This is a genomic window from Mycobacterium sp. RTGN4 (genome assembly GCF_033804635.1).
Lineage (GTDB): Bacteria > Actinomycetota > Actinomycetes > Mycobacteriales > Mycobacteriaceae > Mycobacterium.
In genome coordinates, this window is record NZ_JAPZLB010000025.1 from 24,467 (window position 1) to 45,259 (window position 20,793).

At 67.3% G+C, this 20,793-nt stretch carries 23 protein-coding genes; 11 read left to right on the forward strand and 12 right to left on the reverse strand.

What is annotated here, in order from left to right; all coding sequences use genetic code 11:
• Positions 1–27: 27 nt before the first annotated feature.
• Positions 28–417: a PaaI family thioesterase gene (locus SLQ30_RS31840; protein ID WP_319449156.1), complete on the reverse strand. Its 390-nt coding sequence runs from the start codon at positions 415–417 to the stop codon at positions 28–30.
• 83 nt (positions 418–500) lie between these two features.
• Positions 501–1,085, reverse strand: coding sequence for a TetR/AcrR family transcriptional regulator (locus tag SLQ30_RS31845; protein WP_319449003.1), 585 nt, complete (start codon positions 1,083–1,085; stop codon positions 501–503).
• Between the two features lie 227 nt (positions 1,086–1,312).
• Here SLQ30_RS31845 and cysD point away from each other — a divergent pair, with 227 nt between their 5' ends.
• The 4 genes from cysD to SLQ30_RS31865 are packed head-to-tail and all read left to right on the forward strand — an operon-like array spanning position 1,313 to position 5,441.
• A complete protein-coding gene (cysD, locus tag SLQ30_RS31850; RefSeq protein WP_319449002.1) occupies positions 1,313–2,242 on the forward strand; it encodes a sulfate adenylyltransferase subunit CysD in 930 nt (309 codons plus the stop codon).
• Complete coding sequence (gene cysN, locus SLQ30_RS31855) at positions 2,242–4,092, forward strand: sulfate adenylyltransferase subunit CysN (RefSeq protein ID WP_319449001.1); 1,851 nt, start codon at positions 2,242–2,244, stop codon at positions 4,090–4,092. The genes cysD and cysN overlap by 1 nt, the downstream gene beginning before the upstream one ends.
• On the forward strand, positions 4,089–4,835 hold the full coding sequence (locus SLQ30_RS31860; protein ID WP_319449000.1) for a 3'(2'),5'-bisphosphate nucleotidase CysQ: 747 nt from the start codon (positions 4,089–4,091) through the stop codon (positions 4,833–4,835). Before cysN ends, SLQ30_RS31860 begins: the two co-directional genes overlap by 4 nt.
• A gap of 9 nt (positions 4,836–4,844) precedes the next feature.
• Positions 4,845–5,441 (forward strand): cysteine hydrolase family protein, encoded by a 597-nt coding sequence (locus tag SLQ30_RS31865; RefSeq protein ID WP_319448999.1) that lies wholly within the window; start codon positions 4,845–4,847, stop codon positions 5,439–5,441.
• Here SLQ30_RS31865 and SLQ30_RS31870 read toward each other — a convergent pair.
• On the reverse strand, positions 5,438–6,205 hold the full coding sequence (locus SLQ30_RS31870; protein ID WP_319448998.1) for a hypothetical protein: 768 nt from the start codon (positions 6,203–6,205) through the stop codon (positions 5,438–5,440). The two genes, SLQ30_RS31865 and SLQ30_RS31870, sit on opposite strands and share 4 nt — an antisense overlap.
• A 64-nt stretch (positions 6,206–6,269) precedes the next feature.
• Here SLQ30_RS31870 and SLQ30_RS31875 point away from each other — a divergent pair, with 64 nt between their 5' ends.
• Positions 6,270–6,926, forward strand: a complete 657-nt coding sequence (locus SLQ30_RS31875; RefSeq protein ID WP_319448997.1) for a pyridoxamine 5'-phosphate oxidase family protein — start codon at positions 6,270–6,272, stop codon at positions 6,924–6,926.
• Here SLQ30_RS31875 and SLQ30_RS31880 read toward each other — a convergent pair.
• Positions 6,915–7,742: a nitrilase-related carbon-nitrogen hydrolase gene (locus SLQ30_RS31880; RefSeq protein WP_319448996.1), complete on the reverse strand. Its 828-nt coding sequence runs from the start codon at positions 7,740–7,742 to the stop codon at positions 6,915–6,917. The two genes, SLQ30_RS31875 and SLQ30_RS31880, sit on opposite strands and share 12 nt — an antisense overlap.
• Positions 7,743–7,802: 60 nt before the next feature.
• Here SLQ30_RS31880 and SLQ30_RS31885 point away from each other — a divergent pair, with 60 nt between their 5' ends.
• On the forward strand, positions 7,803–8,273 hold the full coding sequence (locus SLQ30_RS31885) for an RrF2 family transcriptional regulator (protein WP_319448995.1): 471 nt from the start codon (positions 7,803–7,805) through the stop codon (positions 8,271–8,273).
• 3 nt (positions 8,274–8,276) lie between these two features.
• Here the strand turns inward: SLQ30_RS31885 and SLQ30_RS31890 are convergent, their stop codons facing one another.
• A complete protein-coding gene (locus tag SLQ30_RS31890) occupies positions 8,277–8,666 on the reverse strand; it encodes a VOC family protein (RefSeq protein WP_319448994.1) in 390 nt (129 codons plus the stop codon).
• Between the two features lie 55 nt (positions 8,667–8,721).
• Here SLQ30_RS31890 and SLQ30_RS31895 point away from each other — a divergent pair, with 55 nt between their 5' ends.
• A complete protein-coding gene (locus tag SLQ30_RS31895) occupies positions 8,722–9,738 on the forward strand; it encodes a nitronate monooxygenase (protein ID WP_319448993.1) in 1,017 nt (338 codons plus the stop codon).
• On the opposite strand, the gene SLQ30_RS31900 is transcribed toward SLQ30_RS31895, so the two are convergent.
• Genes SLQ30_RS31900 through SLQ30_RS31910 form a run of 3 tightly spaced genes read right to left on the reverse strand, consistent with a single transcriptional unit; the run spans position 9,719 to position 12,588 of the window.
• The gene (locus SLQ30_RS31900) at positions 9,719–10,618 is read right to left on the reverse strand and encodes a DUF4097 family beta strand repeat-containing protein (protein ID WP_319448992.1); all 900 of its coding nucleotides are present in this window, start codon (positions 10,616–10,618) and stop codon (positions 9,719–9,721) included. The genes SLQ30_RS31895 and SLQ30_RS31900 overlap by 20 nt on opposite strands.
• A gap of 21 nt (positions 10,619–10,639) precedes the next feature.
• Positions 10,640–11,284 (reverse strand): response regulator transcription factor, encoded by a 645-nt coding sequence (locus SLQ30_RS31905; RefSeq protein ID WP_319448991.1) that lies wholly within the window; start codon positions 11,282–11,284, stop codon positions 10,640–10,642.
• Complete coding sequence (locus SLQ30_RS31910; RefSeq protein ID WP_319448990.1) at positions 11,272–12,588, reverse strand: sensor histidine kinase; 1,317 nt, start codon at positions 12,586–12,588, stop codon at positions 11,272–11,274. The genes SLQ30_RS31905 and SLQ30_RS31910 overlap by 13 nt, the downstream gene beginning before the upstream one ends.
• A gap of 152 nt (positions 12,589–12,740) precedes the next feature.
• Between SLQ30_RS31910 and SLQ30_RS31915 the strand changes: the two genes are divergently transcribed.
• Positions 12,741–13,169: a DoxX family protein gene (locus tag SLQ30_RS31915; protein ID WP_319448989.1), complete on the forward strand. Its 429-nt coding sequence runs from the start codon at positions 12,741–12,743 to the stop codon at positions 13,167–13,169.
• A gap of 1 nt (position 13,170) precedes the next feature.
• Here the strand turns inward: SLQ30_RS31915 and SLQ30_RS31920 are convergent, their stop codons facing one another.
• Complete coding sequence (locus tag SLQ30_RS31920) at positions 13,171–13,584, reverse strand: VOC family protein (RefSeq protein WP_319448988.1); 414 nt, start codon at positions 13,582–13,584, stop codon at positions 13,171–13,173.
• A gap of 85 nt (positions 13,585–13,669) precedes the next feature.
• Between SLQ30_RS31920 and SLQ30_RS31925 the strand changes: the two genes are divergently transcribed.
• Positions 13,670–14,551, forward strand: a complete 882-nt coding sequence (locus tag SLQ30_RS31925) for an LLM class flavin-dependent oxidoreductase (protein WP_319448987.1) — start codon at positions 13,670–13,672, stop codon at positions 14,549–14,551.
• Positions 14,552–14,557: 6 nt separating this feature from the next.
• Here the strand turns inward: SLQ30_RS31925 and SLQ30_RS31930 are convergent, their stop codons facing one another.
• Positions 14,558–15,724 carry a N(5)-(carboxyethyl)ornithine synthase gene (locus SLQ30_RS31930; protein ID WP_319448986.1) on the reverse strand — a complete coding sequence of 389 codons (1,167 nt, stop codon included), beginning with the start codon at positions 15,722–15,724 and terminating at the stop codon, positions 14,558–14,560.
• Positions 15,725–15,907: 183 nt separating this feature from the next.
• On the opposite strand from SLQ30_RS31930, the gene SLQ30_RS31935 reads away from it, so the two are divergent.
• Entirely contained in the window at positions 15,908–16,984 is a 1,077-nt protein-coding gene (locus SLQ30_RS31935) for a 2-methylaconitate cis-trans isomerase PrpF family protein (RefSeq protein WP_319448985.1), read from the forward strand.
• A gap of 206 nt (positions 16,985–17,190) precedes the next feature.
• Positions 17,191–18,273, forward strand: coding sequence for an AbrB family transcriptional regulator (locus tag SLQ30_RS31940; protein ID WP_319448984.1), 1,083 nt, complete (start codon positions 17,191–17,193; stop codon positions 18,271–18,273).
• On the opposite strand, the gene SLQ30_RS31945 is transcribed toward SLQ30_RS31940, so the two are convergent.
• A complete protein-coding gene (locus SLQ30_RS31945; RefSeq protein ID WP_319448983.1) occupies positions 18,242–18,928 on the reverse strand; it encodes a response regulator in 687 nt (228 codons plus the stop codon). The two genes, SLQ30_RS31940 and SLQ30_RS31945, sit on opposite strands and share 32 nt — an antisense overlap.
• On the reverse strand, positions 18,910–20,589 hold the full coding sequence (locus SLQ30_RS31950) for a sensor histidine kinase (RefSeq protein ID WP_319448982.1): 1,680 nt from the start codon (positions 20,587–20,589) through the stop codon (positions 18,910–18,912). The genes SLQ30_RS31945 and SLQ30_RS31950 overlap by 19 nt, the downstream gene beginning before the upstream one ends.
• Between the last annotated feature and the right edge of the window lie 204 nt (positions 20,590–20,793).

Genomic DNA, 20,793 nt, shown 5'->3' on the forward strand with positions numbered 1-20,793 from the left:
TCCAGTGGGCTCACAGTTTAAGAGTGTTCAGCCGACTTTGTAGGTCGCGATCGCCTTCGCGACGGCCTCGCCTTCCGGGGTGACGACGTCCACGTCGCAGTTCGCCAGCGTCTTGCCGCGGCGTAGTGCCCGCCCAACGCCGATCAGGTCGGTGGCGCGCGCCGGGGAGAGAAACTGCAAGGCCATCGACGTGGTGACTCCGCGCAGCGACTCTGCGGCGTGGATGCCTGCCCACGCGGCGGCCATCACGGTGACATCGGCGAGGGCGGCGATGGCCCCGCCGTGCACCATGTCGCCGAGCGTCACGTTGGTCGGATCCCACGGCAGCCGCAGCCGCACCTCGTCGCCGTCCAAGACCTCGGCGATGATGCCGAGCTTGGTGACGAAGGGGGATTGCGGCAGGAACTGGGCCATCACTTCGGGGCCGGTGGGAAGGGGCATGACGGAAGTGTTCGCCATGGCCTGGCCGGTTTCAATTACGTGTGAGGTAGGCGCCGCGCCTACCCACGGGCCAACGTGGCCAATGCGACGGCGGTGCGCTCACAGAACGCCGCTCGATCGATGAGTCCGCGCGTCATGGCCCTGGCCACCGTGATCCCGACGAGGAAGTCGAACACGGTATCGGCGTGGGCCTCGTCGTGCGGCACCTTCGGCCGCGCCGCGGTCAGCAGTGCGACCATCTGCTGGCGCACGTCAACCTCGGAGCGCAGCACCAACCGTTCGTAGACCTGCTCGTCGTGGTGGTACGCCGTGAGCAGTCCCGGCAGCGCCGCGCGCACGGCGGGATCGGCCAGGAACCCGAGGAACGTCGACACCCACGCAAGCAGGTCGGCCGTGAGGTCCCCGGTTGGCGCAGGCATGGGAGCGGGTTGCGGATGGCCGAAGGCCGCGTCCTCGACGAGCGCCTCTTTGGTGGCCCAGCGCCGGTAGATCGTCGGGGCGCCCACGCCGGCGCGGCGCGCGATGGCGACCACCGTGGCGCCCTGGTAGCCGACCTCGACGAGTAGCTCGCGGGTGGCTTGCAGCACCGCGACGTCCTTGGCCGGGTTGCGGGGCCTTCCGACCGCGGAGGTCGCACTCGTCATCGTCGGCCACCTATCGGAACGGGTTGATTACGTTTCACACGATAACGTAATAGCGCGCCTCGTGTCCGAGCGTGAACCTGGCGACGCCCTACTCGCCCGATCCGTCGCGATTTTCACACTCGCGGCCGGAAGGCGTGAGCGGATCCGTTGACACGCCGCCGCGCGGCATCTACATTCCTGGTCATGATTGTAATTCTGGCTAACTCTACCAACTTAAAGAGGAAGTCGTGACGGCGGCAGCGGAACTCGACCAGCCGGCAAGAAAGTACGAACTGAGCCACCTGAGGTCGCTCGAAGCCGAAGCCATCCACATCATCCGCGAGGTGGCCGCCGAGTTCGAGAAGCCCGTGCTGCTGTTCTCCGGTGGCAAGGACTCGATCGTCATGCTGCACCTCGCCATCAAGGCGTTCCGGCCCGGCCGCCTGCCCTTCCCGGTGATGCACGTCGACACCGGCCACAACTTCGACGAGGTGCTGCAGGTCCGCGACGAGCTAGTCGCGGAAAGCGGGGTACGGCTCGTCGTGGCGAAGGTCCAGGACGACATCGATGCGGGACGCGTCGTCGAGACGATCCCGTCGCGCAATCCGATGCAGACCTTCACGCTGTTGCGCGCCATCCGCGAGAACAAATTCGACGCGGCCTTCGGTGGGGCCCGCCGCGACGAGGAGAAGGCCCGCGCCAAGGAGCGCGTGTTCAGCTTCCGCGACGAGTTCGGCCAGTGGGACCCCAAGGCGCAACGCCCCGAACTGTGGAACCTCTACAACGGGCGCCACCACAAGGGCGAGCACATTCGGGCGTTCCCGATTTCGAACTGGACCGAGTTCGACATCTGGTCCTACATCGGCGCCGAGAAGATCAAATTGCCGTCGATCTACTACGCGCACGAGCGGCAGGTCTTCGAACGCGACGGGATGTTGCTGGCCGTTCACAAGTACCTTCAGCCGCGCAAGGACGAGAAGGTCATCGAAAAGGTCGTGAGGTTCCGCACCGTCGGCGACGTCACCTGCACCGGTTGTGTCGAGTCGACGGCGGGCACGGTGTCCGAGGTGATCGCCGAGACCGCGGTGTCGCGGCTGACCGAACGTGGCGCGACCCGCGCCGACGATCGCATCTCCGAGGCAGGCATGGAAGACCGCAAGCGAGAGGGCTACTTCTGATGGCAACGTTGCTGAGGCTCGCGACCGCCGGTTCGGTCGACGACGGCAAGTCGACGCTCATCGGCCGCCTGCTGTTCGACTCCAAGGCCGTCATGGAGGACCAACTCGCGTCGGTCGAGCGGACGTCCAAGGAACGCGGACACGACTACACCGACCTGGCGTTGGTGACCGACGGCCTGCGCGCGGAGCGTGAGCAGGGCATCACGATCGACGTCGCGTACCGCTACTTCGCCACGGCCAAGCGGAAATTCATCATCGCCGACACCCCGGGCCACGTGCAGTACACGCGCAACATGGTCACCGGAGCTTCGACGGCGCAGTTGGTGATCGTGCTCGTCGACGCGCGTCACGGGCTGTTGGAACAGTCGCGGCGGCACGCGTTCCTGGCGTCGCTGCTCGGCATCCAGCACATCGTGTTGGCGGTCAACAAGATGGACCTCGTCGACTGGGACCAAGAGCGGTTCGAGAAGATCCGCGACGACTTTCATGAGTTCGCCGCGCGTCTCGACATCCACGACGTCACGAGCATTCCGCTGTCGGCGCTCAACGGCGACAACGTGGTCACCAAGTCCGACGTCTCGCCCTGGTACGACGGTCCGGCCCTGCTGAGCCACCTCGAAGAGGTCTACATCGCGGGTGACCGCAACCTGGTCGACGTCCGCTTCCCCGTGCAATACGTCATCCGGCCGCAGACGCACGAGCACGCCGACCATCGCAGCTACGCGGGCACCATCGCCAGCGGCGTCATGCGTCCCGGTGACGAGGTCGTGGTGCTGCCTGCCGGAAAGACCAGCCGCATCACCGAGATCGAGGGCCCCGGTGGGCCGCTCGAGGAGGCGTTCGCGTCGATGGCCGTGTCGATCAGCCTCGCCGACGACATCGACATCTCGCGCGGTGACATGATCGCGCGGCCCAACAATCAGCCGCACGTCACGCAGGACTTCGACGCGACGGTGTGCTGGATGTCTGACGAAGCGGCACTGGAACCTGGCCGCGACTACGTCATCAAGCACACCACGCGGACCACCCGGGCCAGGGTGACGGCGCTGGACTACCGGCTCGACGTCAACACGCTGCACCGCGACAAGAGCGCAACGGCGTTGAAGATCAACGAACTCGGCCGCGTCACCTTGCGCACGCAGGTGCCGCTGCTGCTCGACGAGTACTCCCGCAACGCCGCCATCGGATCGTTCATCCTGATCGACCCCGACACCAACGGCACGGTTGCCGCGGGCATGGTGCGCGACACCACGCCCGCAGCGACGCGCACCGCCACCCCGAATGCGGTGCGGCATCAGAACCTCGTCACCGCCGAGGACCGGCTGTCGAGGGGGTCCACTATCTGGTTCACCGGGCTTTCGGGCTCCGGCAAGTCGTCGGTGGCGATGCTCGTCGAGCAGAAACTGCTCGAAAGTGGTCGTCCCGCATACGTGCTCGACGGGGACAATCTGCGGCACGGGCTGAACGCCGATCTCGGCTTCTCGATGGACGATCGGGCGGAGAACCTGCGCAGGCTGGCGCACATCGCGACGCTGCTGGCGGATTCCGGCCAGATCGTGCTGGTGCCCGCCATCAGTCCGCTCGAGGAGCACCGCGCGCTGGCCCGCAAGGTGCACGCCGATCAAGGCTACGATTTCTTCGAGGTGTTCTGCGACACTCCGCTGGAGGACTGCGAGCGCCGAGATCCCAAGGGGCTGTATGCCAAAGCGCGAGCGGGCGAGATCACGCACTTCACCGGAATCGACAGTCCGTACCAGCGGCCGAAGGATCCCGACTTGCGGCTGACTCCGGAGCAGTCGGTGGAAGAACTCGCCCAACGGGTCATCGACATGATCGACGCCAAGCAGTGAACGATCACGAGGTCGCCGCTGCGCTGGCAACCAAGGCCGGTGAACTGCTGCTCGGCGTACGCGTCGAATTCGCTGACGCCACCGCTGCCGAGCGAAAGGACGCCGGGGACAAGCGCGCTCACGCATATCTGATGGAGGCGCTTGCCGCGGAGCGCCCCGGTGACGCGGTGCTCTCCGAGGAGGCCACCGAAGCGGAGAAGGCGAACTCGACGCGGCTGACCGCAGACCGCGTGTGGATCGTCGACCCGCTCGACGGAACCCGTGAGTTCTCCGAACTCGGGCGCCAGGACTGGGCGGTACACGTGGCGCTGTGGCAGTCGGGCGAACTGGTCGCCGGAGCGGTCGCGCTTCCGGCGCAGGGTGTCACCCTGGCGACGCCCGACGTGGCCGCCCCGCCCGCAGCGCCTGGCGCGCCGCGGATCGTGGTGTCGCGGACCCGCCCGCCCGCGGTCGCGCTGGCGGTGCGCGACGCGCTGAACGGGACCCTCGTTGAAATGGGTTCCGCGGGTGCCAAGGTCGCGTCCGTGGTGCAGGGCATCGCGGACGTCTACGTGCACGCCGGTGGTCAGTACGAGTGGGATTCGGCGGCCCCGGTGGCCGTCGCCCGTGCTGCCGGCCTCTTCACGTCGCGCATCGACGGTTCGCCGTTGCGCTACAACCAAGCCGAGGTGCTGCTGCCGGACCTCATCGTGTGCCGCCCCGAGTTGGCCGATGCCGTACTGGCGGTCACGACCTCCTACTAGCGTGAACTCATGACGAATCCCACGCTGCGGGCCTTGGCCGAACTTCCGCTGGAGCCGCCCAGCCTTGCGGACTCGACGCTGGTCCTGATCGACTGCCAGAACACCTACACGCGAGGTGTGATGGAACTCGACGGCGTGCAGGCCGCGCTCGACGAGGCCGCGACACTGCTCGACCGCGCGCGGACGGCAGGCATACGCATCATCCACGTCCAGCATTCCGACGGCCCTGGCTCGCTCTATGACATCGAGGGCGAGAGCGGCGCGATCGTCGCGCGGGTGGCTCCGCGCGAGGGTGAACCCGTTGTGATCAAGCAGTACCCGAATTCCTTCGTACACACCGACCTCGAGGACCACCTCAAGGCGGTCGACGCGACCAATCTGGTGATCGCCGGATTCATGACCCACATGTGCGTGAACTCAACTGCGCGTGGGGCATTCAATCTCGGTTACGCGCCGACCGTCGTCGCGGCGGCCACCGCGACGCGGGCATTGCCCGGGCCGACCGGCGAACCGGTTTCGGCTCAGGTCATGCAAGCCGCGAGCCTGGCGGGCATGGCGGATCTGTTCGCCGTCGTCGTGCCACGCGCTTCGGCCATTCCCGACTAAGGGTCAGGCCTCGCCGAATCCCCGTCTGGCGTTGGGGTTCCCCCGATGAGGTCGTCCCAGTGCCTTCGAACGGGCGCCCAGCGCTTGTCGAAGGCGGCGGCCCGTCGTTGCGCGTGGGCGCGCTTCTTCACGCTGTAACGTCTGCGCGCCCATGGCGACGTCGGGCGCGCCAGCCGCACCGCGCCGGCCCACGCGACGGGGTAGATGAACAGGCCGAGCAACGCGGTCGGGTACTTGCCCTTGAGCGCCGTGATCGCGACGAGCACGAAATTGGCCAGCAGCAGTACGACGGCCGCGTTGCGCGCCATGGCGATGTGGTCGGGCAGATCATTGACGTTCGCGGGGGACACCCCGACCGTCGCCAGTCCAACGCAGGCCGCCGCCAACGTCACCACGTTGACCGACAGTTGACCCTCCTGCGACCAGTACACGTCCTGCAGCCGAAAGATCATCGCGAACTCGTCGAGCACCAGGGAGGCGCCGACACCCACCAGCACGGCCGCCAGGTAGGTCCACACCGACAGCGGCGGCGAGCCGACCGCCGTGAACCCTCCGACGATGAGCAGCACGATGCCGGGCGTCGAATGATGCATGTGCACGCCGCCACTGCTGACGTTGTGAAACGGACCCCTGCCGTCGCGGATCAGGCGGGTGATGCCGCGGGTGGTCAGGAACGTCACCACGAAGGCGATGAAGCTCAGCAGCAGCGGCCCCTTGTATCCATCGACGACCTCGTGCTGCCACCAGTCATTCAGCCAACTCATGTCCGACAGTAGACATGAGCACCCGCCGCTGGCGCTTCGGACACGGCCAACTGAGAATGGTGCGATGACGCAGTCGCCCTCCACGCGGATCAGCAGGCTCGCCGAGAAGCAGCGCACCGCGCGCAGCGAGCTCGACGAACTGCTCGACGGCACCCCACTGGCCACCGTCGCGCTCGAGCGCGACGGGCACCCGGTGATCTTCCCGACCGGGTTCGCCCGCATCGGTGACGAATTCGTCGTGCACGGGTCGACGGGTTCGCCGTGGATGCGTGCGCTGGCCGCGGGGGCCTCGGCCGCCGTGTCGGTCACCACGTTGGACGGCGTCGTCGTCGCGAGAAGCGGGTTCGAATCCTCGTTCCGCTACCGCAGCGCGACGCTCTTCGGCGTCTTCGAGCGGATTCCAGAGGCCGACAAGCTCGGGTACCTCGACAAGCTGACCGACAAGTTCATCCCTGGCCGGGTCGCCGAGTTGCGTGGCAGCACCGGCAAGGAGCTCGCTGCCACGATGGCGCTGAGCATGCCCATCGCACAAGATAATTGGTCGCTGAAGGTCAGCGCGGGCTGGCCAGAGGATCCCGACGAGGACGTCGCGTCAGGAGCGTGGGCGGGCGTGATCCCGATGACCGTTGCCTACGGCGCCCCGCTGGCAGCCCCGGACTGCAACCCGGTGACGCCGGTGCCCGCGTCGGTGCGCGCAATGACCGAGCCGTCAGTCCAGTAGCCGGGTACGGCGGTACAGTTCGACGCGTCGATCGCCGTGTACGTCGTTGTGCTCGTTGAACTTCTTGATTCGCGACTCCGCCAAGTCGATGTCGGCAATGACGTTGCCCGGCTTGCCATATTCCGCGATCGCCAGCGGGTAGCCGTCGGCATCGATGAGCACGCTGCCTCCGATCCAGTCCTGCCCGCGCTCGACGCCGACGCGATCGCAGACGGCGATCGCCAGCCGGTTCATACCCGCTCCGGCGAGCGCGCGCACCTGCTCGGTGGGCCGCTCGCCGTCCGGCCTTGGCAGCAGCGGCCAGTTCACCGGCGCGCACAGCAGGTCGGCGCCGTCGAGCGCCACCGCGCGCACCCATTCGGGGAATTCGATGTCGTAGCAGATCATTACGCCGAGGCGGCCGTGCTCCGTGTCCACCACCAACGGCAGGTCGTCGGCCCGATCGAACACCGCATTCTCGGAATCCCACAGGTGCGCCTTGCGGTAGACCCCACGTAGTCCCTTCGGGTCGACGACGGCCGCACTGTTGTAGACCTTGTCGCCCGCGGCCTCGGGAAAGCCGGCCACGATCGTGACGCCAAGAGCGGTCGCCAGGTTGGCCCATGCGGTGATGGACGGGCCGTCGCGGGGCTCGGCCAGCGACACCAGTTCGGACCGATCGGCGAACACGTAGCCCGAGGACGCCAGTTCCGGTAGCACGATGAGCTGCGCTCCGGCGAGGGCGGCCTGTTCGATCGCGGTCGTCGTGGCGACGCGGTTTCCGGTGGTGTCGCCGACGTGCAATGGGACCTGGCAGCAGGCGACGCGGATGGTCATCTACTGATGGTGGACCACTCGTCCCGGGTTCGCAGGCACGTCGATGGCACAATTCGCAGCATGAGGATGTCAGCCAAGGCGGAGTATGCCGTCCGGGCGATGATCCAGCTGGCGACGGTCGGGGAGAACGTGCTGGTCAAGACCGATGACCTGGCGAAGGCCCAGGGGATTCCGCCGCAGTTCCTCGTCGACATCCTGTCCGACCTCCGCGGCGACCGGTTGGTGCGCAGCCACCGCGGCCGCGACGGTGGTTACGAACTCGCGAAACCGGCCGCCGACATCAGCATCGCCGACGTACTGCGGTGCATCGACGGTCCGTTGGCCAGCGTGCGCGACATCGGGCTTGGCGACCTGCCGTACTCGGGGCCGACGGCAGCGCTGACCGACGTCTGGCGTGCGTTGCGGGCCAGCATGCGCGCCGTGCTCGAGGAAACCAGCGTCGCCGACGTCGCATCCGGATCGCTGCCCAAGCACGTGGCGGACCTCGCGGGCAACTACCTCACGCAGGAGGAGCGGCGCGGCCACGCCTAGACGCTAGCCGCCCGACCCGTACGGCCGAGTGATGATCTCGAGGTAGTGCCCGGACGGGTCTTGGAAGTACACGCCGCGACCACCGTCGTTGCGGTTGATCTCACCTGGGCGGGCACCCCGTGGATCCGCCCAGTGTGCAAGTCCGCGGGACTGGATCCGGCCGTAGATGGCGTCGAATTCTTCCTCGCTGACCAGGAACGCGTAGTGCTGCGGATGAATGTCCGCACCGTCCGGCGCCTGCGCGTAGTCCAGACTGGCGCCGTGATTGAGGGCGACCGCGAGAAACGGGCCGAACTCGGCGGCCGTCGGGAGCCCGAACAGATCGGTGAAGAAGTTCGCCGACTCGCTGCGATCCCTGGCGGCCACGATGGTGTGGTTGAACGTGATGGCCATGTGAATCTAGTCAACCACCGTGTGCGCGGCGAGCCCAACATTGCAGGATGGAGCCATGACCGACTTTCATCTTCACGACCTGAAGGTTCCGGTGATCATCGCCCCGATGGCCGGTGGTCCGTCCACCCCGGAGCTGGCGGCCGCCGGATCCAACGCGGGGGGAGTCGGCTTCGTACCCGCCGGGTACCTCACCGCGGAGGCGTTCGGGGATCGCATCACGGCGACGCGGCGCCTGACGACTGGCCCACTCGCCGTCAACCTGTTCGTGCCCGGGCCCAGCACCGCAAGCCCTGCGGCGATCGAGGGCTACGCGAAGTCGCTCGCCGACGAGACCGAGCGCTACCACGTACAGCTTGGTGAAGCGCGGTTCGACGACGACGCGTGGGCCGCCAAACTCGAAGTGGTCATGGATCTGAGGCCCGACGTCGTCTCGTTCACCTTCGGCCTCCCGACGCCAGAGGAGTGCGCCCGCCTGCGCGGAGCGGGCGTGTACACGATCGCGACCGTGACGACGTTGAAGGAAGCCGAGGAGGCCGTGGCCTGCGGTGTCCACGCGCTGGCCGCGCAGGGGCCATCGGCGGGCGGCCATCGTGGCACCTTCGACCCCGTTGCGGAGCCTGCGACACAGCCACTCGACCAGCTGCTGCACGCGGTGATCGTGGGTACCAACCTGCCCGTCATCGCTGCCGGTGGGCTGATGACGGCCTCCGACGTCGCCGACGTGCTCGCCTCCGGTGCGGTGGCCGCGCAACTCGGGACGGCGTTCCTGCTCGCCGACGAGGCGGGCAGCAGCCCTGTGCACCGGGCTGCGCTGGCGGGCTCCGAATTCACGGAAACCGCTGTCACCAAGGCATTCTCGGGACGGTACGCGCGTGGTCTGCGCAACCGCTTCGTAGCCGAGCACGAAGCTGATGCGCCGTTCGGCTACCCCGAGGTGCACTACCTGACCAGCCCGTTGCGGGCGGCGTCGGTGCGGGCCGGCGACCCGCAAGCCACCAACATCTGGGCCGGCACTGGTTTTCAGAATGCCCGGGCGGGTTCGGCCGCGGACATCATCGGCGCCTTGGGGTAGGGCCGTCGTCCAGCGTTCTGATGGTGACGTCGCCGTCCTGCACGCTCACCGTCACCTGACCGACGGCGCGCGCCAGATCGTTGGTCTGCGGAACCTGCACATTGGTCGAATCGCCGGATGCGCGAACGAAATACGGTCCCGCAGCGGGCAGCGCGATGGACACATCCCCGTCGTCGGTGCCGACGTCGATGGTGCGGGGCGCGGCTTCGGCGAAGTCGACGCTGACGTCCCCGTCGACCGAGTCCGCGCGGAACGATTCGGAGACCGAAATCGGCCTGCGCGTCACCACGTGGCCGTCGGTGGTGTGGAGCTCGACCCGACGGGCGCTGCCGTCGAGCACGACCGCGCCGTCCGTGTTGCGCGCCGTCAGTTGATCGAGGTCAGCCTGCGCGAACAGGACGCCATCTTCCTGCTGGACGGTGACCGACAACCGCCGCGCCAAGTCGGCGGGGAGTGTCACGGTGAGCTCGCCTGCGCGGTCCCACGGCAGAAACGGTGTTGTGTCCCCACCACTTACGGCCACCCGCGTGGTGCCCGCATCCTCGCTGACAGCAAGGCTGTGTGCTGCCGTCCGGGTGGACCTGACCTGACGCATGGTGATGGTCGGTTCGCGGGTGTCAGGGTCGGTCGCGATCCGTATCGCCGATGCCAGGTCACCGGTGTTGATGACGAGCGACCTCATGTCCACGGGCAGGTTCTTGGTGTCGGCGACGACGCGCACGGCGCTCACGCCCCACGCCGCGACTCCGAGGAATATCACCATTCCTGCGACGAGTACCGCGGCGACCGCGACGAGGACGGCGCGCAGGGCGGTGCGTGCGCGCGGTGTGAGAGGCGGCGGAGCGGGTGGTGCCGGTGGTGGGGGAGCGATGGTGGTCATGAGGAAAATCCCTTCCGTGGTTCAGGATTCGAGGTAACGGAGCACCGCGAGCACGCGGCGGTTTTCGCTCTCATCGGGAGTCAGGTTCAACTTGGCGAAGATGGACGCGATGTGTTTCTCTGCGGAGCCCACCGACACGTGCATGGTGGCGGCGATGGCGGAATTGGCCTTTCCTTCGGCCATCAGTTGCAGCACTTCCTGTTCCCGCGGCGTCAGTTCATCGAGCACGGAGCGACGGCGTGACCGGACGAGAATCTGCGACACCACCTCGGGGTCGAGCACGGTGCCGCCGTTCCCGACCACCGTGACCGCGTCGAGGAACGCGGGGACATCCGCGACGCGATCCTTGAGTAGGTATCCGAAACCCTTTGTGTCCGAGGCGATCAGGTCGGCCGCATAGCGTTCCTCGACGTAGTGCGACAGCACCAGCACCGGCGACTCCGGGTTCTGGCTGCGCAGCAGCGCGGCGGCGCGGATGCCTTCGTCGGTGAAGGTCGGAGGCATGCGCACGTCCACGATCGCGAGGTCGGGCCGCAGTTCGTTGACAAGCCGCAGCAGGTCGGTCGCGTCGGAAACGCCGGCGACCACCTCGTGTCCCGAGTCGATCAGGATGCGCTCGAGGCCCGCCCGCAGCAGCGCGGAGTCCTCGGCGATCACGATGCGCATGGCAGTACCGCCGTCACGATCGTGGGACCCGTGACTGGACTCGACACCGTGAAGGTGCCCTGCGCCGCCCGCACCCGTTCCTCGAGGCCGCGTAGCCCCGTCGTGTCGTGCGCCGAGGTCACCGCCGCCCCGCCGACGCCGTCGTCGAACACCGATACGTTCAGCGCGCTTGATGATTCGTCGAACCGAACGGTGACCACCGCCTGCGTGGCGTGCCCGTGTTTGACGACGTTGGTCAGCGCCTCGGCGACGACGAAGTAGGCGACGGATTCCACTTCGTCTGGAAGACGTTGGGGCAGATAAACGTTCAACGTTGTCGGCACACCCGAGGTCTCGATGCGCTGCACGACCGACGACAGGGCCGCATCCAGCCCGCGGTCGGCGAGAATCGTTGGAGCGATACCACGCACGACGTTGCGAAGTTCGACGAGCGCGCTCTTGGCGTCGTCGTGGGCCTCGGCGATGAGCTTCTTCGCCTCGGGCAGGTCGGTGTCGAGCTTGGTCTGCGCCAGTCCGATCGTCATGGCCAACGACACCAACCTGGGCTGAACGCTGTCGTGCAGGTCGCGCTCGATGCGATGACGTTCGGTCTGCGCCGAGGAGACCGCGCCCAGTCGCGCGTCGGCCAGTGCACTCACTTGATGCTGCAACGCCGCGGTCGGCGACGGCCGAAGCAACCAACGGTCGATCCTGGCGTCGAGGGCGGGTGCGAACACGACGATCGCTATGGCGGCCGCCAACGCGACGATGGCAAGCACCCAAGCCAAAGCGGGCGGGATGAACGACAGTCCGGCTTCGGCATCGCTGCGGTCGATGGCCGTCGCGACGGCTGGGCCGACGAAGGCGAACACCAACAGGGCCAACGCCACCGCGGTGGCCAGCGCGTCGTAGCTCATCCTGAGGTAGTGGTGCGCCACGCCCTTCCAGAACCGCGCGCTGCTGACGTCGAGCCACAGTTGATGCGCCCAGCCCTGGAAGCCCTCGAACTGCGACAACCTGCGGGGCGGAATCGGGATGCCCATTCCGAACACGGTCTCGCTGCGCACCCGTTCCACCCATTCGGCGCCGCGCATCAGATACACGAAGACGATGCCGGTGAGCACGAATCCGATGACCGACGGGATGGAGGAGACCGCGACGATCAGAAGCGTCAGTGGGATCCAGAACCACACCACGGCGATCGCGGCCCCGGTGAGCATCGACGCGCTTGGCACCAGGCCGATCGTGCGGCCACTGACACTTACGTCGTCATCGGGCACGGCGGGGGGAGCGGGCGCCTGAACATCGGGGGTAACTGCAACCATGCCCTAAACCTAGGGACTCGCGACGACGTCCGACACGGCGTTTCCCCGCGAGTCGACGGGGGGTTATCCCCCGCACGCTCGCCGCGATGAGTTTTTCCCGACCCCACGGTCTGCCCGGTATCAACTTCTCGCACAACCGACAGGAGCTCGACATGAGCATCACCTCTCCCAACGCCGAAGCCACGACGGGAGCACCCGCGAAGCGATCTGCGGGTCGCATCGCCGGCATCGCGATCAGCGTGCTCGTCGGCGCGTTCCTGGTCTTCGACGCCGTCGGCAAGTTCGTCGGACCGGCAGCCGTCAAGGAGGGCACCGCAGCGCTGGGCTTCCCGGCAGGCCAGGCCCTGATCATGGGCATCGTGCTCAGCGTCTGCCTGGTGGCCTACGTGATTCCGCGGACCGCCGTGCTCGGCGCACTCGGCATCACCGCCTACCTCGGCGGCGCCGTCACCGCGAATATGCGTGTCGAGGCGCCGCTGTTCAGCGCGACGCTGTTCGCCGTCTACGTCGGCGTGCTGATGTGGGTCGGATTGGTGCTGCGCAGGCCCGCGCTGCTGAAGGTGGTCGGGCTCGCCCGCTGAACTAGTTCGGCGCGATGAGCTCCAGCGCGATGTTGTCCGGGTCGCGGAACTCGAGGATGACGCCGTGGCCGATCTCCTTGATCGGCTCGTGCGCCACCCCCAAATCATCGAGATGGGCTGCGGCCGCATCCAATTCGGCTCTCGACGAGACCCGCAGACACAGATGATCCAGACCGACGCGGTCCTCGTCGAACCGGTCGTCGGCCACCGGCCGCAAGCCGACCAGCAGGTCGCCAAGGTTGTACAGCACGCCGCCGAACAGGAAGCTCATCCGTTCCCTGGTCGCCTCGTCGGCGTCGGCCGGGACCTCCAGCGCGACGGGCCAGCCGAACACCGACTCGTAGAAGCGGCGGGATCGCCCGATGTCGGTGACCGTCAGCCGGATGTGTGAGACGGAGTTCGCGCCGATCGCCATGCCCGCCATGCTGCCAGGTGGCGATGGGGACGTTCGGTGAGGGCCGGGATCATCAGCGTGCCAGAATCCCGAGGTGCGAATCGGGATGACGATGCCGGTGATGGAGCCCAACCTCGATGCGGCGACGCTCAAGTCGTGGGCGAGGGTGATCGATGATGGCCCGTTCGCGTCGCTGTGTTGGGGGGAGCGCATTGCCTTCGACAACCCCGATTCGCTGACGCTGTTGGGCGCGTTGTCGGCGTGGACCGACCGGGTGCGACTGGTGACGACGGTGATCGTGCCGCAGTTGCACGACCCGGTGATGCTGGCCAAGGCGCTGGCCACCGGCGACATGATCAGCGGTGGGCGGCTCACCGTCGGCATCGGTGTTGGGGGCAGGCACGAGGACTACGACGCCGTCGGCGCCGATCGGGCGACGCAGACGATGCGGAGCATGGCTGAGCGGGTCGCGATCATGAAGCAGGTGTGGGCAGGCGAGAAGGTCACCGAGTCCGTGTTGCCCGTCGGACCCTCGCCCGTGCAGTCGGGTGGACCGAGGCTGCTCGTGGGGACCGTCGGGCCCAAGACGCTGCGTAGCGCGGCAGGCTGGGCCGAAGGCCTCGCAGGCACGACGCTCGACCTCGACGTCGCCAAGGAGGACGCACTCTTCGACGTCGCCAGGACTGCGTGGGCCGAGGGAGGCAAGCCGAAGCCGCATCTGGCGACGTCGTTCTGGTTCGCGATGGGGGGCGGCCCGCAGGCGCGCGAACAGGTGCACCACCACCTTCGGCGGTACATGAACTGGATCCCCGCCGAGTTCGTCGACGCGATCGCCCCAACAACGGGATGGGCCGGAACGGACGACGAATTGCTGGACGTGCTAAGGAAATTCGAAGGTATCGGCGCCGACGAAGTACATCTGATCCCGACGAGTGCCGACCTCGATCAGGTGCGTCGGGTGGCCGACGTCGCCAAGGAATTCAGCTAAGGATGCTCAGGCCAGTACCGGATGCGGATAGTCCGCGGCTCGGTGTTGGAACGACAGGATGGCCGGGTTGAGCACGGTGCCTTCACGAAGCTCGATGGCCCGCGAGATCGTCGTACTCGCCGCCCACGACGTCCCGCCCTCGAGCACCGTTTCGATGTGGGGTAGCAGCGCCTCGCTGATCTCCCACGTCGCAGAGTTCCACAGGTACGACGGGCTGTGGTCGACGGCGTAGTAGAGCAGTCCATTGCCCATGTCGAGTACCGGGTCGGTGAACGACGTGGGCCGTGCCCAGCTGAATCCCATTCCCGCATCGCAGGATACGTCGATGAGCAGGCTGCCCGGGGTGAAGCTGGGCAGGTCGCGCTCGGTGACGAAGATCAGTGGCTTGTTGGGGTTTTGGAGCACGCAGTTGACGACGATGTCGTGGTCCGCGAGGAATTGCGCGGCGGGGATGTCACCGCTCTCCGGGGTGTCCGCCCAGGTGTGGCTGGGGTCGTCGTCGTCCTGTCCCATCTGAACGATTTGAGTTCCTGGGATGGGTGATCCGACGGCGGCGACCTCGCGGTTGGTGAGGATCTGCACATCGTCGACGCCGTGCGCGTTCAGCGCGGTGACTGCCCCGCGGGCGGTGGCGCCGAACCCGATTACGGCGGCGCGCAACCGACGGCCATAACTGCCCGTGATACCAGCCAACTGCATCGCGTGAATCACCGAGCAGTAGCCGGCGAGTTCGTTGTTCTTGTGGAACACGTGCAGGCCGAAGCCGCCGTCCGCCTGCCAGTGGTTCATCGCTTCGAACGCGATGAGGGTGAGCTTCCGATCGACGGCGACCTGCGTCAGCTCGGCGTCCTGAACGCAATGGGGCCATCCCCAAACGACCTGTCCCTGCCGCATTTCGGCGAGATCCTCGGCCTGCACCTTCGGAAGCAGGATGACGCCGCACTCGGCGACGAGCTCGGCACGCGTCCGGATGCCGCCAACCAATGCGGCGAGACCGTCGTCGGTGGCGCCGAATTCGCTGCCGTATCCGCGCTCGAGAAAGATCCGCTGGGCAAGCTCGGGTTCGATCCGGCTGAAGTGGTCCGGATGGATCGGCAAACGTCGCTCGTTGGCCTTCCGGGAGCGCGCGAGCACACCCAGCGAAAGGTGTTGAGCATCGGGGGCTTTTGTCATACCGGCAAGACCCTACGCCAGCGTTGCCACGGCCGTTCACGATCCGATGCGCTGCGCACAATGCGCACAAGGCGGTTTTCGACCGTTGCGCGGGTTGTGAGCACAAGCGCGACTTCGTCGTCGCGCCTTCGTAATTTCACAGGTAGACCCCACCCGGGGAGTTGCCGAATTACGGAGTTCGAAATGTTGATTTCCTTGCCGGCCATGCAGTTTCGCGGCGGTACGTCGAAGGGTGTGTACCTCCTGGCCGACGATCTTGCCGCACACACCGATTCGCTGGACGCCGTGTTGTCGGCGCTCATGGGCGGCGCACCGCGGCAGGTCGACGGCCTCGGCGGCGACGCCACCACCACCAGTAAGGTGGCCATCGTCGGACCGTCGGCCGAGGACGGCATCGACGTCGACTACCTCTTCGCCCAGGTCGATCCGACCACTGGCGCGGTGGACCGGACCCCGACCTGCGGCAACATCCTGGCAGGGGTGGGACCGTTCGCGATCGAGCGCGGCCTTGTTCCCGTCACCGGTGACGTCACCGAGGTTCGGATCCGGCTGGTGAACACCGGCGCCCGCGTCGTCGCGGCGATCCAGACCCCGAATGGGGCGGTCGACTACAGCGGCGATCAGAGCATCGCAGGCGTCAGCGGCAGCGCCGCACCGGTGCAGCTGACCTTCACCGACTTCGCGGGCGGCACCACCGGCACGCTATTCCCCACCGGCAATCGCGTCGACCACATCGACGGTGTCGAGGTCAGCTGTGTCGACGCAGGCGTGTGCGCCATCATCATGCGGGCGGCAGACCTCGGACTGACGGGTGGCGAGCTTCCGGCTGAGCTCAACGGCGACGACGCGCTTTTCGAGCGCATCGAGCGGATTCGTCGCAAGGCCGGCGAGCTCATGGGCATGGGCGACGTCAGCGGACGGGTGGTGCCCAAGGTGATGTTGGTGTCGGAATCCGACGATGCCGACATCCGGTCGCGCTACCTGGTCCCGACGTCCTGCCATCCCGCCCACGCGGTGACGGGCGCCATGAACTTGGCGTCCACGGTGTCGATCCCCGGTACGGTCGCGCACGAATTTCGCAGCGCGAGCGGTGATTCGGTCATCAGCATCGAGCATCCGGGCGGCGTGCTTGAGCTCGGTATCACGCTGGACGGCGATGCGCCGGTCGGCGCCACCATCACCTCGACCGCGCGGAAGCTGTTCGACGGCAACGCATTCGTCGAATTCACTCCGACCGTCGCCACGCCGGCCACGCACTGACTGGCCAGTCCTCCGCCGGACCTCGCGCCCTCCCATGGGCGCGAGGTCCGTTGCCTTTTGGCAGCCTGCGCACAATGCGCACAAGGCGGAATTCGATCGTTGCGTGGGTTGTGAGCACAAGCGAGACTTCGCTGCCGCCGCTTCGTAATGTCCTGGTCAGAGCACAAAAAGGTGCTACGAGAATCCACTGGAGACCGGTGATCACAATGAAGAAATACCAACACTGGATGGCGGCGGCGGCGATCATCGTCGCGCTGGGCACCCTGTTCACCTACCTCGCGTTGCCCGCAGGCTGGTTGATCGCGGGAATGCTCGGCGCCGCGGTCGTCGCGCTGACCTCGCGCCGAGAGCTCAATCCGCCCGCCAAGGCCATGTCGGCGGCCCAAGGTGTCATCGGTGTCGTCGCGGTCGAGCCGCTGACCAAGCTGACGGGCTCGGACCTCGTCCACTTCGCCGGGTGTGCAGCGTTCTCGGTCAGCATCACGCTGGGACTGAGCGTCGTCTTCGGACTGGCGCTCGCGCGGCTGGCGAAGGACCTGGGAGCGGCGACGGCCAACCTGTCGCTGATCGCCGGCGGCGCCAGCACGATCTCCAGCATGGCCCGCGAGCTCGGCGCCGACGAACGCTACGTCGCGCTGTCGCAGTACCTGCGCCTGACGATCGTGGTGCTGAGCATGCCGCTGGTGCTCAGCAGCCTCGGCACGCACGATTCGACGCCGGGACTGGTTGGAGCGCACGACCATTGGAATGTCATCGGACTGCTGGCCATGGCTGGCCTGGTCTTCGTCGCGGGGCGCGGTGCGAAGCTGCTCCGCATGCCCGCCCCATTTCTGCTGGGCCCGCTGGTCGTGACTGCGGCGCTGGCGGTCGCGGACCCAGCGCTGGCGAGCATGGTCAGCCCGACCACGATCATCACCAATGTGGCGTACGTGGTCATCGGCTGGCAGGCCGGCGGCGGCTTCGCCGTCGACGTGCTGCGACGGTTCGTCCGGCTGATCCCACTGACACTGGCCTTCATCGCGCTGACCGTCGGCAGTTGCTTCGGAGTCGCGGTGGTGGTGAGCCACTGGGCCTCGGTGTCACTGTCCGACGCTTACCTGGCGACCACGCCCGGTGGTATCTACGGCGTGCTGGCCATCGGCAACGAGGTGCACTCGGGTCCCATCGTGGTGACGCTCCAAGTGCTGCGACTGATCACGATGGTCGTGGCCGCGGGCCTGATCCCGAAGGTGTTCGGATTGGTGGCCCGTCGGTCCGTCAGTGGGGGCGTCGCCCCGGCGTTTGCGTGACGGCCGCCGTGAACTCCTGCTCCGGGCGCCCGGTGGTGCCGTATCGCAGCCCAACGGTCACCTCGCCGGCGGTGGCCAGCGTCGCCAGGTACCGCTGCGCGGTCGCTCTGGAGATGCCGGTGGCCTCCGCCACCTCTGCGGCCGACAGGGGGTGTTCGGCATCGTGCAACGCCTGCAGCACCAGCTTCTTGGTCGGAGACGGTGGGGCCTCGGACTGCGGCGCCTTGGCAATTTTCGGTCGCAGCGCATCGAGTGCCGCATCGATTGCAGCGGCGCTCAGGCTAGGGGCCGCGAGGATCTTCCGGTAGCGCGCGTAGCCGGCCAGTCGGGCGGCCAACTCCGTTGGCTGGAAGGGCTTCACGAGATAGCCCAGCGCCCCGGCGGCGATGGCCGCGCGCACGGTCTTCGGCTCGGTGGCGGCGGTCAGCATCATCGCGTCACCGTCGAGTTCGCGGACGAAGTCGACCCCCGAGCCATCCGGCAGATAGACGTCCACCAACGCCAGATCCACGGTTCCGACCTTGCGCGCGGCCGCCAGGGTGTTCACCGTGGCGGTCACGGTGAATCCCGGTAGGGCTTGGACGATTCCGGCGTGCATGTTGGCCACGCGGAAGTCGTCGTCGATCACGAGCACCGTCAGGTCTGGGGCGTCCACTCGGCCTCCACTTCGGTCATGACTCCTGGGAGTCGGGCAATGAATTCGGCTCCGGAGAGCCGGGCTTCGGGGTCACCTGCGCTCGACAGCTTCAAGTCGCCGCCGAGGGCCCGGCTCAGCTGTCGCGACAGCGCGAGCCCGATTCCGCGGCCACCCGGTATGCCCGAGTCCGGTTTGGTCGTCGTGCCCTCGACGAAGAGTTCGTCGACGAAAGCGGGTTGGACTCCCGAACCACTGTCGGCGACGGTGATGAAGAGGGTGGAATCTTCCTGCAGCAATTCGACTTCCACCTCCTTGACGGCGCCAGTGCCGCCGCGCGCCGCATCGATGGCGTTGTCGACCAGGTTGCCGAGCACGGTGGTGACGTCCACCGGTAGCGCCAAACGTCCCGCCACCCAAGTGTTCTCGCCGATGGTCAACGTAACGCCGGCCTCTCTGGCCCCGGCCGACTTCGCGGCCAGGAAGGCCTGCAGATAGGGATCGCGCACCGCGTCGATACCCGGCACCGCAGAGCCCAACGGTCCGGTTCCGAGGATTTCCTCGACGTATCGAGCGGCTTCCTCGGTGTGGCCGGCATGGAGCAGTCCGTTGAGCAGGTGCAGCCGATTGGCGAACTCGTGGCGCTGAGCGCGCAATGCAGTGCTCATCAGTTGCACCGCGTCGAGTTGGCGGGTCAGCGACTCCACGTCGGTGCGATCCCTGACGACCAGGACGGTGCCCAGACTCTTTCCTTCGCGTTCGACCGGCCGGGCGGAGACGACGACGATGCGCTCGCCGACGTTGGCCAACGTGGGTATGGCGTCGGCCGCGCGGAACACGCCGAGCACGCGGGGCGTCAACCCGATGTCGGTCACTGGCCGGCCCGGTTGGGCGTCGATTTCGAGCAGCCGGCAGGCCTCCTCGTTGACGAAGGTGGTCTGCCACTCCACATCGGCGGCGACGACGCCTTCGCCGATCCCATGCAGTACCGCTGCCTGTCCGCGCACCAGCTCGGCCATCTCGGTCGGGCGCAATCCCAGGGTGAGCGACCGCCACCGGCGCGCCAACAGCACGGACCCGACCGCGCCAAGCAGCAGTGCCACGCCGCCAAGCACGGCCGACGTACGAACGTTGCTCCAAAGTTCTTCATGGACAGCGGCAGTGGAGACTCCGACGCTCACCTCGCCGACGACGCGTTGGGAACCGGGTGCCAGCACCGGTACCTTCGCCGCCACCGACGGGCCGAGCGTCCCGATTTCGACGACCACTTCCTCGTGGCCGGACAGGGCCACCGACGGGCTGGTGCTGGTCGGTTTGCCCAGCTGGTCGAGGTCGGGATGGGCCAACCGTATGCCCCGGTCGTTCGTGACGACCACGTACAGCATGTCGGTGCGGCGCTGGACGTCCATCGCGATGGCCTGCAAGGGCCCCTTGGCCAGATCGGCGGGGGACAGCGGATCCGGCTGGTCATCGATACCGGTGACCCCGGTCCTCACCACGGGCGCGTCCGCCAGCACCCGGGCGATGTCGAGCGCGCGGATGCCGTACTCGTAGCGGATCCGTTGGTGACTGAAGACGGCGGACATGCCGAAGGCGATGGCGAGTGTGAGCGCTACGACGAGGATCTGCAGCACCAACACCTGGGTTGCGAGCCGTGCGTCGATGCGGGCCTTGCTGGCCATGACGGGAAAGCCTACCTGCAGGTATGCGGACCAAGGGGACAAACGCGGGCGCGGGGGGGGGGGGGGGGGGGGGGGGCCCCCCCCCCCCCCCCCCCCCCCCCCCCCCCCCCGCCCGGCCCCCCCCGGCGGCGGCACCGCCGGCCACCGCCGCAGCCGCCGCGGGCGTCGGCCAGCCGCTCAATCAGGTGGTGGCCTTACCGCGGT

Excerpts from the sequence above, each read along its gene's own strand:
- SLQ30_RS31845 (WP_319449003.1), bottom strand. The coding sequence starts at position 1,085 with ATGACGAGTGCGACCTCCGCGGTCGGAAGGCCCCGCAACCCGGCCAAG.
- cysN (WP_319449001.1), top strand. The coding sequence starts at position 2,242 with ATGGCAACGTTGCTGAGGCTCGCGACCGCCGGTTCGGTCGACGACGGC.
- SLQ30_RS31865 (WP_319448999.1), top strand. The coding sequence starts at position 4,845 with ATGACGAATCCCACGCTGCGGGCCTTGGCCGAACTTCCGCTGGAGCCG.
- SLQ30_RS31870 (WP_319448998.1), bottom strand. The coding sequence starts at position 6,205 with ATGAGTTGGCTGAATGACTGGTGGCAGCACGAGGTCGTCGATGGATAC.
- SLQ30_RS31875 (WP_319448997.1), top strand. The coding sequence starts at position 6,270 with ATGACGCAGTCGCCCTCCACGCGGATCAGCAGGCTCGCCGAGAAGCAG.
- SLQ30_RS31880 (WP_319448996.1), bottom strand. The coding sequence starts at position 7,742 with ATGACCATCCGCGTCGCCTGCTGCCAGGTCCCATTGCACGTCGGCGAC.
- SLQ30_RS31885 (WP_319448995.1), top strand. The coding sequence starts at position 7,803 with ATGAGGATGTCAGCCAAGGCGGAGTATGCCGTCCGGGCGATGATCCAG.
- SLQ30_RS31890 (WP_319448994.1), bottom strand. The coding sequence starts at position 8,666 with ATGGCCATCACGTTCAACCACACCATCGTGGCCGCCAGGGATCGCAGC.
- SLQ30_RS31895 (WP_319448993.1), top strand. The coding sequence starts at position 8,722 with ATGACCGACTTTCATCTTCACGACCTGAAGGTTCCGGTGATCATCGCC.
- SLQ30_RS31900 (WP_319448992.1), bottom strand. The coding sequence starts at position 10,618 with ATGACCACCATCGCTCCCCCACCACCGGCACCACCCGCTCCGCCGCCT.
- SLQ30_RS31905 (WP_319448991.1), bottom strand. The coding sequence starts at position 11,284 with ATGCGCATCGTGATCGCCGAGGACTCCGCGCTGCTGCGGGCGGGCCTC.
- SLQ30_RS31910 (WP_319448990.1), bottom strand. The coding sequence starts at position 12,588 with ATGGTTGCAGTTACCCCCGATGTTCAGGCGCCCGCTCCCCCCGCCGTG.
- SLQ30_RS31915 (WP_319448989.1), top strand. The coding sequence starts at position 12,741 with ATGAGCATCACCTCTCCCAACGCCGAAGCCACGACGGGAGCACCCGCG.
- SLQ30_RS31920 (WP_319448988.1), bottom strand. The coding sequence starts at position 13,584 with ATGGCGATCGGCGCGAACTCCGTCTCACACATCCGGCTGACGGTCACC.
- SLQ30_RS31925 (WP_319448987.1), top strand. The coding sequence starts at position 13,670 with ATGACGATGCCGGTGATGGAGCCCAACCTCGATGCGGCGACGCTCAAG.
- SLQ30_RS31930 (WP_319448986.1), bottom strand. The coding sequence starts at position 15,724 with ATGACAAAAGCCCCCGATGCTCAACACCTTTCGCTGGGTGTGCTCGCG.
- SLQ30_RS31935 (WP_319448985.1), top strand. The coding sequence starts at position 15,908 with ATGTTGATTTCCTTGCCGGCCATGCAGTTTCGCGGCGGTACGTCGAAG.
- SLQ30_RS31940 (WP_319448984.1), top strand. The coding sequence starts at position 17,191 with ATGAAGAAATACCAACACTGGATGGCGGCGGCGGCGATCATCGTCGCG.
- SLQ30_RS31950 (WP_319448982.1), bottom strand. The coding sequence starts at position 20,589 with ATGGCCAGCAAGGCCCGCATCGACGCACGGCTCGCAACCCAGGTGTTG.